11 protein-coding genes and 1 pseudogene are annotated in these 13805 nt (G+C 67.0%); 7 read left to right on the forward strand and 5 right to left on the reverse strand.

The genetic code is table 11. The annotated features are described in order from the left end of the window. Window positions 1–298 (forward strand): annotated as a pseudogene (locus tag D183_RS25825) (MFS transporter); the annotation flags it as partial. A gap of 104 nt (window positions 299–402) precedes the next feature. Here D183_RS25825 and D183_RS0123290 read toward each other — a convergent pair. Beyond that, the gene (locus D183_RS0123290; RefSeq protein WP_017911118.1) at window positions 403–1524 is read right to left on the reverse strand and encodes an ROK family protein; all 1122 of its coding nucleotides are present in this window, start codon (window positions 1522–1524) and stop codon (window positions 403–405) included. 113 nt (window positions 1525–1637) lie between these two features. Here D183_RS0123290 and D183_RS0123295 point away from each other — a divergent pair, with 113 nt between their 5' ends. From D183_RS0123295 to D183_RS0123320, 6 genes are all read left to right on the forward strand, one after another. After that, complete coding sequence (locus tag D183_RS0123295) at window positions 1638–4136, forward strand: TonB-dependent receptor (RefSeq protein WP_017911119.1); 2499 nt, start codon at window positions 1638–1640, stop codon at window positions 4134–4136. Between the two features lie 23 nt (window positions 4137–4159). After that, window positions 4160–5056 carry a glycerophosphodiester phosphodiesterase family protein gene (locus tag D183_RS0123300; RefSeq protein WP_026144779.1) on the forward strand — a complete coding sequence of 299 codons (897 nt, stop codon included), beginning with the start codon at window positions 4160–4162 and terminating at the stop codon, window positions 5054–5056. Window positions 5057–5265: 209 nt separating this feature from the next. After that, window positions 5266–6423, forward strand: a complete 1158-nt coding sequence (locus D183_RS0123305; RefSeq protein WP_017911121.1) for a glycerophosphodiester phosphodiesterase family protein — start codon at window positions 5266–5268, stop codon at window positions 6421–6423. 89 nt (window positions 6424–6512) lie between these two features. After that, complete coding sequence (locus D183_RS0123310) at window positions 6513–8003, forward strand: hypothetical protein (RefSeq protein ID WP_232757343.1); 1491 nt, start codon at window positions 6513–6515, stop codon at window positions 8001–8003. A 299-nt stretch (window positions 8004–8302) separates the two neighbouring features. After that, on the forward strand, window positions 8303–8764 hold the full coding sequence (locus D183_RS0123315) for a cell wall hydrolase (protein WP_019797714.1): 462 nt from the start codon (window positions 8303–8305) through the stop codon (window positions 8762–8764). A gap of 122 nt (window positions 8765–8886) precedes the next feature. Next, a complete protein-coding gene (locus tag D183_RS0123320; protein ID WP_017911124.1) occupies window positions 8887–9495 on the forward strand; it encodes a glutathione binding-like protein in 609 nt (202 codons plus the stop codon). 49 nt (window positions 9496–9544) lie between these two features. Here D183_RS0123320 and prpE read toward each other — a convergent pair whose 3' ends face one another. From prpE to D183_RS0123330, 4 genes are all read right to left on the reverse strand, one after another. Continuing rightward, complete coding sequence (prpE, locus tag D183_RS0123325) at window positions 9545–11416, reverse strand: propionate--CoA ligase (protein WP_017911125.1); 1872 nt, start codon at window positions 11414–11416, stop codon at window positions 9545–9547. Window positions 11417–11566: 150 nt separating this feature from the next. Next, window positions 11567–12136, reverse strand: a complete 570-nt coding sequence (locus tag D183_RS26685; protein ID WP_081613427.1) for a GIY-YIG nuclease family protein — start codon at window positions 12134–12136, stop codon at window positions 11567–11569. Window positions 12137–12327: 191 nt separating this feature from the next. Further along, the gene (locus D183_RS27670; protein ID WP_157835251.1) at window positions 12328–12861 is read right to left on the reverse strand and encodes a hypothetical protein; all 534 of its coding nucleotides are present in this window, start codon (window positions 12859–12861) and stop codon (window positions 12328–12330) included. Between the two features lie 14 nt (window positions 12862–12875). Then, the coding region (locus D183_RS0123330) for an alpha/beta hydrolase family protein (RefSeq protein WP_017911126.1) at window positions 12876–13805 on the reverse strand (930 nt) is incomplete at its 5' end.

Consider the following 13805-nt stretch of genomic DNA (forward strand, 5'->3'; position numbering starts at 1 on the left):
ACTGGTATGGGCCTGGCACGCGCAGTGCACCGCGACCCGTGCGGTCGCCGAGCATGCGCTGTGCTTCGCCGCACTGACCGCCGCCGCACAGGTCGCCCTGGCCGCCGGGGTGGTGCTGATCGGCGTGCTGCTGGATGCGCTGGACTACCGCGACGGGCACTGCCTGCTGCTGTGCTGGGCGATGGCGGCCGGCCCGCTGCTGTGCGGGGCGCTGTGCCTGCTGCTGGCGCTGTTGACGGGACGCCGGCGATCGCATCCGATCGGTGCCGGCCTGGCGGCCAACGCCAGCAGCGGCTGAGACAGCGGACGCTGCGACGCAACGGGCGAGCATCAGGCCCGAATCCTCGGCGACACGGCGCCATGTCGCTGGCTTGAACGCGGCGCACCGCGCACGCGCGTGTCTCAGGCGAAAAACGCCCGCTGCAGCGGCATCAACGCCGCGCCCAGGGTCACCGCGTCGCCGACGGTGCGGGCGATGCACAGTTGCGGCAGCGGCGGCGCCAGGCCGTGCCGGTTGGGCGCGCGCGGGATGCGGATGCGCTCGATCAGGCGTGCGCCGATCGCGGCCGGCAGGCGCCCGCCGATCACGATCGCCTGCGGATCCAGCGCATAGGCCAGATACGCGCACAACTGCGAGAACGGTGCCTCGGCCATGTCCAGCCAGGCGTCCACGCCCGGGGTGTGCGCGTCGATCGCGCCGAGCATCTGCTCGACTCCGGCGTAGTCCTGGCCGGCGGCCCGCACCAGCGACAGCAGCGCGTCCAGGTTCGGATAGGCCATGCCGCCGACGGTCCAGATGCCGCCGAACTCGCCGGCATTGCCGCGGTGGCCGCGGAACAGCCGGCCATCGGCGATGATGCCGCCACCGAAGCCGTTGGTCAGGTGCAGGTAGACGAAGTCGCGGCAGTCGCGGCCGACCCCGTACAGACTCTCGGCCACCGCCGCCGCCGCGCCATCGTTTTCGATGGTGACCGCGCAGCCCAGGGCGTCTTCCAGGATCGGCACCAGATCCACCTGGGTCCAGTCCTCCAGCGCCGGCGGCCCGGCCATCTGCCGGCCCTGCCCGGTGAAGAACGCCGAAATCGCCATGCCCATGCCGACCACCCGCGCCGGGTCCACGCCGGTCTCGGCCAGCAGCTCCGCACGGAATCGCTGCAACTGCGCCAGCACCGGCGCGCGGCGCATGTCGGCCAGGCCCACGCGGCGCTGGCCGCGCACGGTGCCGGCGAAATCCACCAGCGCCAGCGCCACCACGTCGCCCATCAGGCCGATGCCGAAGGCGTAGGCGTAATCCGGCGCCAGCCGCACATCGACGCTGGGGTTGCCGCGCCCCTCGGCGGCACGGGCGCTGAGCTGGACCATGCGGTCCTGTACGAAGCCCTGCAGCAGGCGCGCCACGGTGGGCTGCGACAGATCCAGGTCGCGGCTCAGCGCCGCCTGGGTCTGCACCCCGGTCTTGAACACACGATCGAGCAATTGGCGGCCGCCGGCACTGACGCGCGGCGGGAAATCGGGATGCGGCATAGGCGGGCGCAAAGCGTGATGGATGCACGAACCGCAACAACCTAGCACGTGGACATCCAATTTTCATACATTGCAAATAGTATTAACTATACATTCTTTTACTGGAGGTCTTCATGCGTACCGTTCATCCGCACCCGAGCCTGCTGGCCCTGGCGCTCGCGTCCATCCTCGGCAGCGCCGCGACCGTCCATGCCGAAGACGCGCCAGCCCCCCCGGCCGACGCCACCACCACGCTGGACCAGATCGTGGTCACCGGCACGCCGCAGGGCCAGTCGCAGAAGGACGCCCCCTTCGCGATCAGCGTGGTGTCCAAGGAACGCCTGGAGCGGAGCACCCCGAGCAGCAGCGTGGACATGCTGCGGGCGGTCCCCGGTTTCTCCGCCGAACCCTCCGGCGGCCAGGGCGGCGGCCAGAATCTCTACGTGCGCGGCCTGCCGGCCGGCGGCTGGTACTACGTGCAGTACCAGGAAGACGGCCTGACCCTGTTCGACGAGCCGCAGGAAAGCTTCTTCAACGTCGACACCCTGTTCGCGCTGGACATGATGACCGAGCGCCTGGAAGTGGTGCGCGGCGGCACCTCGCCGCTGTTCGCGACCAACGCGCCGGGCGGCACGGTCAATGCCATCACCCGCCACGGCACCGCCACCCCCGAGGGCGCGGTGCGCATGAGCGTGGGCAGCGACGGCTTGCGCCGCGAGGACGCCTACAGCGCCGGCCCGCTCAGCGAGAACGTGCTGTACAGCATCGGCGGCTACCACCGCAGCGACGACGGCCTGCGTCGCACCGGCTACACCGCCGACCAGGGTGGCCAGCTGCGCGGCAACCTGACCTTCCTGATGGGCGATGCGATCCTCGACGTCGACGCCAAGTACCTCAACGACCGTACCGCCTTCTACAACCCGATCCCGCTGGCCGACCCGCGCAACCCGTCGCAATCGCTGTCGGCGCTGATCGACCCGCTGGACGGCACCCTGCTGTCCAACGACCTGCGCCACACCACGGCCCTGACCTTCGACGGCACTACACCGCTGGCGCGCAACCTGGACCTGGCCGACGGCATCCACAGCAAGGTCAAGCAACTCGGCACGCACCTGGAGTGGGATCTGGGCGACGGCCTGACCCTCAACAACCGCATGCGCTTCGTCGATGCGGAGGTGGACTACACCGCGCTGTTCTCCGGCGCCGCACCCTACGACGCCGGTGCCTACCTCAACACGCAACTCGGCCGTGCGCGCAGCGGCTTCGGCACGCGGGTGGCGCGGGTCGGCTACGTCGCCAGCCGCAACGGCGCCGCCTACGATCCAGCCGCGGCCGACGGCCTGGTGCTGGAGAGCGGCCTGTGGAATGCGCGCACCGATCTGCGCACGCTGTCCGACGACCTGCGCCTGAGCAAGGCGTTCGACGACACCGCGCTGGGCCAGCACACGCTCACCGCCGGCCTCAACGTGCAGCACTTCGAATACCGCCAGGACCGGTTACAGAACACCGTGCTGACCACGCTGCAGAACAACGCGCAGCGCCTGGACGTGTTGGCCTACGACGCCGCCGGCAACGTGGTCGGTTCGGTCACCCAGAACGGCTTCGTGCGCTACGGCAATGGCGTCACCCGCGGCTTCGCCAACGGCACCTACTTCTCGCCGTACCTGTGGGACTCGGTGCGCTTCGGCCGCCTCGGCCTGGATGCCGGCGTGCGCTACACCCGCTACAACGCCAGCGGCGGCGTCTACGCCACCACCACGCGCAATCTCGGCGATCCGACCACGCTGGCCGACGACAACGTCGGCGGGCTCAGCGGTGCGTTCAGTCCGCGCACCGATCATCGCCACGCCACGCAGTGGACGCTCGGTGCCGAGTTCGCGCTGACCCCGCAGTTGCAGACCTTCGCCCGCTACACCCAGTCGCAGCGCCTGCCGCGGCTGCAGAACGTCTACCAGACCCAGAACGCGGACGTCACCGACATCGACCAGGCCGAGGCCGGCCTGCGCGGCAGCTTCGGCGACAGCTTCTCGTTCTCCACGGTCGGCTTCTGGAGCCGCTTCAACGATCTGTCGATCAGCGCCATCGTGCTCGACGGCAGCGGTGCGGTGCAGAGCCTGGCGCTGGTCGGCAAGACCCGCACGCTGGGCCTGGAATCGGAGTTCACCTGGCGACCGTCGCCGCTGTTCGGCATCACCGGTTCGGCGACGCTGCAGGATCCGCAGACGCGCGGCCTGAGCAACGCGACCACCGGCATCAGCTACGGCGACCTGGACGGCAAGCAGATCTCGCGCATTCCCAAGTTCATGGCCTCGCTCAGCCCGACGCTGTACTTCGACATCGACGGCCGGCCGGTCGAACTGTCGGCCACCGCCTATCGCATGGGCCAGCGCTATGTGGACTACACCAATGCCACCGCCCTGCCCGCCTACACCACCTACGACCTGGGCCTGTTCGCGCGGTTGAGCGAGCACCTGGAGCTGCAGCTGCACGCCGCCAACGTCGGCAACGCGCTCGGCCTGACCGAAGGCAATGCGCGCGTGGACACGCTGTCCGGCCAGGGCACCGCCGACGCGATCTACGCGCGGCCGATCTTCGGCCGCAACTACAACGCGTCGCTGACCTGGAGATGGTGAGCATGCGCTTCCGGAGACTGCTGATGAGCGCCGTGCTGTCGATGCCGGTCCTGGCCATGGCGGCAACGCCGAGCCTGCCCGACCAGCTACGCGACCCGCATGGGCCGGCGCTGGTGGTGTCGCACCGCGCCTGCTGGACGTTCGCCTCGGAGAACACGCTTGACGGCATCGCCGCGTGCATCGCGCGCGGCGTGGACATGGTCGAGATCGACGTGCGCACCACCCGCGACGGCGCGCTGGTGCTGATGCACGACGACACCGTGGACCGCACCACCGACGGACACGGCGCGGTGGCCGATCTGGACGCGGCGCAGATCGCCGCCTTGCGCGTGCGCAGCCGGGGCGGCGGCCGCGACAGCACGCTCACCGCGCGGCATCCGCCGACGCTGGCGCAGGCGTTGGCCCTGGCGCGCGGCAAGGTGCTGGTGAACCTGGACATCAAGGCCGCGGCACTGGACCAGGTGATCGACGCGGTGGAGGCGGCCGGCGCGCAACGCGACGTGCTGCTCAACGTGCCGCTGGACGTGCCCGCGGCGGTGCTGCAGCGCGCGCGCAAGGCCGACATCGCGATGCAGGCGCTGTACCTGCAGCGTGAATCGACGCTGCCGCCCGAGCAGGCCCTGCGCCGCGCCGCCAGCTTGCAGCCGGCGGTGGTGCAGCTGATGTTCGACGACCCGGTGGTGCTGGACATTGCGCAACGCGAACTGGCGCCGCACGCGCGGCTGTTCGTCAACACCATGACCAACGACATCGCCAGCGGCAAACCGATGCGGCTGTCCGCGCACTACACCGACCAGCGCGCACTGCGCGATCCGGCTGCGGTCTGGGGCGGGCTGCGCAAGCACGGCGTCAGCATGATCCAAACCGACGAGCCGTTGGCATTGCAACGCTACCTGCACGGCACGGACACGCCCCGGTAGCGGGCCTCGGTCCAAATCCCGGCGACACCGCGCGGTGGCCCACGCGCGGTGTCGCCAGGAGTCCAGTTTCAGACGGGTGGCATGCAACGCCAGGACGATGCCCGTCGCTTCGAGCATTGCGCTGCAGACAACCGCGCCCATGGGCGCGGCGGTTGCCGCGCGCTGCGCTGCTTCACTTCATTCCATCAACCCCGAACGGAAGAGAGCACATGAAACTGCCCAAGAAACCCGCCAAGGTTCTCGCCCTGGCGCTGGCCTGCGCGTCGCTGGCCACGCTGTCCGGCATGGCGTCGGCCGCCAGCAACTGGAACCCGCAACATATCCTCAACGTAATGAAGAATCCCTACCAGGGGAATCACGCCGATGTCGTGGTGATCTCGCATCGCGGGCTGGTCGGCAACGGCTGCGCGGAAAACTCCACCTGCTCGATCCTCAGCACTTACAACAACAACATCGAAGCGATCGAACTCGATGTCAAGCAAGCCTCCGACGGCATCCTTTGGCTGTTCCACGACCAGAACGCCGGTCGCGTGGTGTATCACGAGCCCGGCTTCTATATCTTCCAGCCGGCGACCAATCCGAAGGGCTGGAATCCGGACATCAGCACCCTGACCAGTCATGATCTGGTCAACTCGTTCCTGCGCGACAAGAACTTCGCCAAGACCAACGACAATCCGACCTCGCTGGCCAAGGCGCTGAACACCGTGGTGACCTACGCCAACCACATGGTGGTGGTGCTTGATCTGAAGAACCTGGATGCAGTCTCGCGCGCGGCCGACCAGGTCCATGCGTTCCGCATGGAGAACCAGGTGGTGCTGAAATTCAGCGCCTCGCTGCTGCCGAAGACGCCCAGCGAGATCACCCGCTTCACCAAGGGTGTGCCATTCGCGCCGACCATCTACGCCGGCGACATGGACAGGCTGGCCGATGGCGGCTACGTCGGCGAGTGCGGCTCGGGGCGCGGCGACACGCCGGCGTGCCGGGTCAACGCCTGGATCAACGAGGCGCGTCGCCAAAACGGCTTCGCCTGGCTGGAAATCGGCAACAAGCAGCCCCGCCGCGGCGACCCGACCGCCGAACTGCTGGCCGAGAACCAGGCGCAGAAACGCGCGATCGGCGCGTTCTCGCCGGTGCCCGAGTACCGCCTCAGCAGCCATGACGGCCAGCACTACGTGCGCAGCAACGGCACCTGCTGTGCCTCGCTCGACGATTACCTGACCCGTACCAAGTACTTCGGCAACGAGACCGCCGACGACCGTCCGGACTTCCGCGCACAGGTCACTGCCGGCTTCACCAGCATCATCACCGACGATCCGCTCGGCGTGATTCGCGCAAACGTGCCGCGCAACACCGCGCGCTACAACTGACCACTGGATGGTCGCCCGGGGAGTGCGCTCCCCGGTCCTGCACGGCGCCCATGCGCCGTGCAGTCCGTCGCCCGCCTTCAGGAGTTCCCATGCGTTACGCCCCACGTCCCCGCCATCTGCTTCTCGCGCTGCTGGTCGCCGGCGCCTGCGTGCCGCTGCTGCAACGCGCGGCCACCGCCCACAGCGCGCAAACCGCAGCGCCGGCTTCCCTCGCAACACACCCGCCTGCCGGCCCGGCCAGTGCGCAGACGCCGCCGTCCACTGGTGCCGCTTCGATGAACGGTAGCGCCGTGCCCGGGCCACCTGCGAGTGCGGTGCTGGCCGCGGCGCAGGCGCTGCCTGCCGACTTCCAGGCCGATGTGCTGCTGCGCTTGGCTGCATCCGCCGATCTTTCAGCCGACGGCAACCGGGCCGCTGCCGCGCAACGGCTGACCCAACAGGCCGTGGCACTGGCCGAGCGCGCGCAACGGCGCATGCCAGGCCTGGCCCGCGTCGGCAGCATCGACGAAGAGCACGACGACGAACTTCGCTCACCGCGCACCGCTGGTCTGGATCGGCTGACGCTGCAGACACGCGCCGCACAACACGCCACGCCAGCGCAGGTTCAGGCGTTGTTCGCCGCGCTGCCGACGCCGCACGCCGGCAGTTGCGATGCGGACTATCTCGACGATCCCAGCCCGACCTATGCGTTGGCCAGCGCACTGCAGCCGGCACCACCGGCAGCGCGCGCCAGCGCAATCGCCGCACGCCTGGACGCGGCGCAACACGAAACCGACACCGCCCCGGCGCTGAAGATGGCGCTCGGCGCGGCGCCGCTGGACACTGCGGGACAGGCACAGCTCGGCGACAGCCTGGTGCGCATGTTCGAACGCATCCGCGGCGACGACGCCGGTTTCACCGCCACCGAACTCAGCGTGGCCGGCGACATGCCGCTGGTGCTGCAACAAGTGTCCGACAGCGCCCTGCGCGAGCGCCTGCACGCTGCCTACCGCGGCTACGTCGCTGCGCATCTTGCGCAGACGCGCTGCCCTTCCAGCGTGCTCGGCAACCACTGGCTGCTGGAGCAGCGCTTCGTCGCCGAGCTGCCGGCCGAGCGCATCGTGCCGGCACCGCCGCTCCCCGCGCAGTCGATCGACGCCGATGCGATCTCGCTGATCCGCCAGGCCGGCTACAACATCCGCACGCAGTTGCTGGATGCGGCTGCTGGTGCTGGCGATGCGGCGACGGAAAAAGCATCGATCGAGTTCCTCGACCAACTCGACCACGGCGTGCTGCAGCAGACCGCCGCCAGCGACGATAGCGGCCGCGTGCAGCGCGCGCGCCTGCGCGAACTGCTGCGCTATCTCGAGTACGCGCCGGCGGGCGCGGCGCGCGACCGCGGCATGCACCTGCTCGCCACGCTGCTGAGCGGCCCGTATTACGCACGCGATCACGACACCTGGTTCGGCGATCTGCGCGTGCTCGCCGATCAGGCGCAGCGTTGGCCGGATCGCGATCAACGCCTGGCGCAACTGAGCGGGCACGCCGATCCCGTAGTGAAGGTGTACGCCATGCTGATGCAGCGCAAGCAGTTTCCCTGAGCCTCATGCGCCGCAGGGCGGCGCTGCACAATGCCGTCGTGCGGCCAGGCGCGACGGCATCTCGACACAGCGAGATGTGAACCCTGTCAACACTCGGGATTCAGTTGCGATTCGGGAACCGGCCCCTATCGTTCGCGCCTCTTCTCGATCCGCCCATCTTGGCGGATCCGCCGGACTTCAGATTGCCGGCACCCGGGCGGCCCGTGACAGGCCGCCTCCCCATGACGCCAAGCCGCATCGCTTGCCGCGCCATCCCGGCGCAGCGCCTCGACGACGGCCCATACGGAGCAAGGAGTACGATGAAACTGGCCTGGATTCTCTGGCTCTCGCAATTGTTGCCGCAACCCGCTGCCGATTCGCTTTGCCTCAGCACCACCGTGTACCTGGAAGCGCGCGACCAGACGCTGCGCGGACAACAAGCCGTCGCCGAAGTGGCGCTGCGTCGCCTGGACAGCGGCCTGTGGGGCGATTCGATGTGCCAGGTGGTCACCGCACGCAAGCAGTTCGCGCCAGGCCTGGTGAAGCCGGGCACCGAACTGAAGAACGACGACGCCTGGGCCGATGCGGTCAAGGTCGCCTTCGCCGCCGAGCGCAACTGGGCGCTGCCGCAGGGCCAGCGCAAGGAGATCGTGCCGGGCGCCAGCCACTTCGCCGCGCATGCCATCGCCAGCCCGAGTTGGCGCAATGCCTATCAGGTCGCGACCATCGGCGACCACACGTTCTATCGCGTGCAGAAGCTGCGCCCGCGCAACGCGTCCTGATCGTTCGCCACACAGGCATGTCCTGACGCAGGCGCGCGCGCCACGCATGGCGCGCCTTCATCGCCAAGCGCCCCGCGCAGCAGGTACGCTCTGCCGTCCTGACCGATGCGGAGCCGCCTGCCATGAAACTCTATTCCAAGCCCGGTGCCTGTTCGCTGGCCGATCACATCGCGCTGCGCTGGGCCGGATTGCCGTTCGAACTGAAGCTGCTGGATGCCGCGGCGATGAAGGCGCCGGCGTACCTGGCGATCAATCCGGCCGGCGCGGTGCCTGCGCTGCAGATGGACGACTGGGTGCTGACCCAGAACTCGGCGATCCTCAACTACATCGCCGATCTCGCGCCCGACGCGCACCTGGCTGGCGACGGCAGCCCGCGCAGCCGTGCCGAAGTGCAGCGCTGGCTGGCCTTCCTCAACGCCGATCTGCACCCGGCGTTTCATCCGCTGTTCGGCAGCACCCGCTATCTCGACGATGCCGCGGTGATCGCCCGCACCCAGGAACATGCACGCGAACGCGTGCGCACGCTGTACGCGCGCGTGGAAGCTGCGCTGGAACAGCAGACCTGGCTGGGCGGCGCGCGCCGTTCCATCGCCGATGCCTACCTGTTCGTCACCCTGCGCTGGGCGCGCGCGCAGCAGATCGCGCTCGGCCCCAATCTGCAACTGCATTTCGAACGCATGTCCGCCGATCCGCAGGTGCAGGCGGCGCTGCAGGCCGAAGGGCTGAGCTGATCGGCGATGCGAACGCCGGCGCGGCTGCGCCGGCGTCGCCAGTCGCACGTCAACCGCGCAAAGCGCGACGGATTTCCTCCAGCGCGCCGGGATCGTCAAGCGTCGACAGATCGCCCGGATCGCGCTGCTCGGCCAGCGCCTGCAGCGAGCGCCGCAACAGCTTGCCCGAGCGCGTCTTCGGCAGTGCCTGCACCAGATACACCTGCGCCGGCCGCGCCACCGCACCGAGCCGCTGCACCACGCACTGGCGCAGTTCCTCGATCACTGCCGCCGCATCAGGCGCGACCTGCTTCAGCGTCGCGAACACCACCGGCACCTGCCCCTTCAGTTCGTCATGCATGCCGATCACCGCGACCTCGGCCACGTCGGCGTGGCCGGCGATGGCTTCCTCGATCTCGCGCGTGCCCAGGCGATGTCCGGCCACGTTGATCACGTCGTCGGTGCGACCGAGGATGAAGGTATAGCCGTCCTCGTCGCGGATCGCCCAGTCCAGCGAGCTGTACAGCAGCGTATCGAAATGGCTGAAGTAGCTGCGCAGGAAGCGCGCGTCGTCGTTCCACACCGTGGTCATGCAGCCCGGCGGCAACGGCGGCTCGATCACCAGCACGCCCTTGCGCCCGGCCGGCACCTCGACGCCGTGCTCGTCGACGATGCGCGTGCGATAGCCCAGATTGGGAAAGCCTGGCGACCCCGGCTTGACCGGCCGCAGTTCGACGCCCGGCAACAGGGTCAGCACCGGCCAGCCGGTTTCGGTCTGCCAATAGTTGTCGATCACCGGCTTGCCCAGCGCCTCGCCGATCCACAACGCAGTCGGCTCGTCCAGCGGCTCGCCGGCCAGGAACAGATAGCGCAGCGCGCTCAGGTCGCGCTCGCGCAGGTAGCGCGCCGGATGCTTCTTCAGCACGCGGATCGCGGTGGGCGAGGAGAACATGGTGCGCACCCGGTACTTCTCGCACAGCGCCCACCACACGCCCGGATCCGGCTGCACCGGCAGGCCTTCGTACAGCAACGAGGTCGCGCCGACGATCAGCGGACCGTACACGTTGTACGAATGCCCCACCGCCCAGCCCACGTCGGAGGTGGAAAACATGGTCTGCCCCGGGCCGCAGTCGAACACCGTGCGCATCGACAACGACAGCGCCACCGCATGCCCGCCGACATCGCGCTGCACGCCCTTGGGCTTGCCGGTGGTCCCCGAGGTGTACAGCAGGTAGCTGGGCTCGTTGGATTCCAGCCACACCACCGGCACCTGCGCATCGCCGACCTCGGCGCGCAGCTCGGCATAGTCGACGTCGCGCCCGGGCACGCGCGGCTGCGCCGGATCCAGCCCGCGCGAGACGATCAGTACCGTCGGCGGCGGTGCACTGGCCTCCGCGCAGGCGGCATCGACCAGCGGCTTGTAGGGAATGCGCTTGCCGCCGCGGCTGCCGGCATCGGCGGCGATCAGCAGCTTGGGCCGCGCGTCGTCGATGCGCAGCGCCAGGTTGTGCGCGGCGAAGCCGCCGAACACCACCGAATGCACCGCGCCGATGCGCGCGCAGGCCAGCATCGCGTACACCGCCTCGGCCATGTTCGGCATGTAGATGACCACGCGGTCGCCGCGCTGCACGTCCAGCCGCTGCAGCACCGCCGCGAAGGCGTTGACCTCGCGGTGCAGCTGCGCATAGGTGATCTCCTGGGTCTGCCCGGTTTCGCTGGACACCGCGACGAGCGCCAGTTGCGTGGCGCGTTCGGGCAGATGCCGGTCCACCGCGTTGTGGCACAGATTGGTCAGCCCGCCGACGAACCAGCGCCGGAACGGCGGCGTGTCGTACTCCAGGATCGTCTGCGGCGGGCGCTCCCAGTGGATCGCCTTGGCCTGCTCGGCCCAGAACTCCTCGGGCCGCTCGATCGAACGCCGGTACAGCGTCGCGTAGTCCATGCCGCCCCTCCCAAGGCCGGTGCACCGGCTCCGAGCATAGTCCTTCGGCGGGGAGGGCGTCGTTCCGACCTTGGTCGAAGGGAGCGATGGATAAGCATCTGGCTCAAGCCGCATGGAAAAGTCACTTCGGCTTGGATGAACTGCCTACCACTACTTAGTCGTGACCTTATGTCTCTTAGGCTCTACTCGAACCATCTTGCCCTCACGCATAAGCAGTCCAAGTACACTCCAACTCAAATAATCTTTTGAGCCGCCAAGATAGTCACTCTGCAGGCCAAGTGCCTTTGCGACATCCGAATTAAGGACACCTTCCGGATTAGCTCGAGCCAACTCAAGAATAGATGACTTTAAAAATTCCAGACCAATTTGAGCCTTTTCTACGACTCCAGAAGGAATTATCAAGTCATCCTTGACCTTCTTCCTCACACCCTCCGGTATGACTGAGTTTGTCAACAACCCCCCAGCCAATTCGCTCCCAAAAGCGGATATCAACTCCGCTTCGAGCTTCAAAGCTTGATATTCCGTCAGGTCATCCGCGAGAACCGCAGTGATTACATCATAACCATCAGCTTTAATTTCCTCAATTCTCTCACCCTTACGAGTCTTGTCGACCCTCAATGTGTGCTCCCACGCCCGAATCCCTGTACCCTTACCGATATAGAAAGGAATAGCAGGTGTCCTGCGTGGATCCTTGAGTGCATAGATGTAGTAAGGATTCATGCAGAGGCCAGCATCTAAATTAGGTTGCGCCGCGAAGGAGCATTGGCCCTGAAGGATTTGCAATAATCATCATCCGCCCAAAATAAACCTAAACTCATCCTCAAGCTTAGCTTTAGCGAGAGGAACCTCTTTTTCCATAAATTCCCAAGCCCTCATCCAGGCATCGTACTTTCTTTCGAGAGCCTTTGAATTCAGCCCCACATCCTTGTGCTGCGTGTACATGCCGAAGCTAGCAATTTGCCGCCGAATACCCTCAACCAATTGATCAATTGAGTCACACAACTCCGATGTTGGCAAGTAGATTCTATTTCTATCAAAGTACTGGAAAAATCGAACAAACTATTATGAGCCTCAATGTACTGCTCATCTTTCCCTGGCCCACCATTCAACTCAACCGGCGACGCAAAGGTTGATGCCTTTCGGTAGGCTTCTGTCAGCAAAGAATAAAGCTGCTCTACCACTTCTGCCCTCTTCTCATGCAGTCTTTGGAATCGGACAGCGTGCTCCGTAGCTTGAATGCTTAGCTGAGAGCGGAGTCGCTCGGTCTCTACAGCTGCCTGGGCCTGCAGCTGCGCTTTGTGAGACTCAAGCTTTTCGTCGTATTCGTGCTTTATCGCGCTCTTCAAACGTTCTGATATCCATGAACGCAAAAGCCAGAATAGGGCGCCACTCAACGCCAAGCTAAGAGCTCCCGAGAGGACTAGCTGAGCGCCAAAGTCGATCATTTTGCTTACGCCTGCTAATGCTTTTGCGCCGCCGCGGTCGGTGACGCCGACGCCGCACGCGGCGGCGCCTGCTTCACGTAGCGGTCGAACCACTCCAGCATTTCCGCCACCACGTCCTCGTTGGATTCGCGTGCGGTGTACCAGTGCGGTTCGAACGGCAGCAGCACCAGCCGTGCGGTGCCGCCGAGGCCGCGGATGGCCTGGAACATACGCGGGGCCTGGGTGGTCTCGGTGCCGGGGTTGGCATCGTCTATGCCGTGCACCAGCAGCAGTGGTTCGTTGATCTTGTCGGCGTGGAAGAACGCCGAGGCCTGCGCGTACACCTCCGGTGCGGCCCAGAACGAGCGCCGCTCGTTCTGGAAGCCGAACGGGGTCAGGGTCTTGTTGTAGCTGCCGCTGGTGGCCACGCCGGCGCGGAACAGGTCGGTGTGCGCCAGCAGGTTGGCCGCCATCAGCGCGCCGTGGCTGTGGCCGGTGACGCCGATGCGGTCGCGGTCGACCACACCCAGCGCCACCGCCTTGTCCACCGCCGCCTGCGCGTTCTCCACCAGCTGCTGCAGGTAAGTGTCGTAGGCGGTCTTGGGATCGCCGACGATCGGGAACGCGGCGTCGTCGATGATCGCGTAGCCGGCCAGCAGCAACAGCTGGTAGGAATGCAGGCGGGTGAAGTCGCGGTCGTTGGCGCCACTGACCTGGCCGGCCTTGGAGGCATCGGCGTAGTCCAGCGGATAGGCGTAGAGGATCGCCGGCACCCGCGTGCCTTCCTTGTAGCCGGGTGGCGTGTACAGGGTGAAGGACAGTTCCACGCCGTCCTTGCGCTTGTAGGTCACCAGCCGCTTCTTGATCTGCCGCACCACCGGGGTCGGATCGGGGAAGCGGGTCACCGGCGCCAGGGTGGAAGCGACCACCGCCTCGCCGGCTGCCGCAGCCGGCTGCGGCTGGGC

Origin of the sequence: Xanthomonas sp. SHU 199 (assembly GCF_000364665.1) — a bacterium.
Taxonomy (GTDB): domain Bacteria; phylum Pseudomonadota; class Gammaproteobacteria; order Xanthomonadales; family Xanthomonadaceae; genus Xanthomonas_A; species Xanthomonas_A sontii.